The sequence below is a fragment of the Paenibacillus forsythiae T98 genome, assembly GCF_000520735.1.
GTDB lineage: Bacteria > Bacillota > Bacilli > Paenibacillales > Paenibacillaceae > Paenibacillus_AQ > Paenibacillus_AQ forsythiae.
This window is the reverse complement of record NZ_ASSC01000561.1, coordinates 1-335: the sequence shown is the minus strand read 5'-3', so window position 1 is coordinate 335 and position 335 is coordinate 1. Positions and strand designations below refer to the sequence as shown.

The 335-nt window shown below is 59.4% G+C and carries 1 protein-coding gene; it reads left to right on the top strand.

The annotated features are described in order from the left end of the window. On the top strand, positions 1–335 hold a 335-nt coding region (locus tag L692_RS32935), incomplete at both ends, for a hypothetical protein (protein ID WP_415752769.1).

Here is a 335-nt window from a genome sequence, read left to right as displayed (position 1 = left end):
TGGCTCCTGAATCCCTCTCTTTGAGCTATCGGGCGCTGTTCTCCCTGCCCTTGTTCGGAATGTTTGCGGACTGGCTGCATCCGCTGTACCGGATGAATTTGGGAGCGGAGACGGAGAGGCTGCTGGGAACTCTGGCGGTTATGGCTGCGGCGCTGCTTGTCCCCGGGTTGTTTCGGGGATCTCCCTGGCGTACGCTTCCGGTCCAACTGGCCATTTTTGTCCTGTCATGGTTCTACCTGTGCTCGTCGTTCCCGGAAGCGGCCTGGCCTGCGAATCTTTCCCGGGACATGGGGCATGACGCTTTCCTGCTCCTGTCCGGAAAAATCGCCGAAATG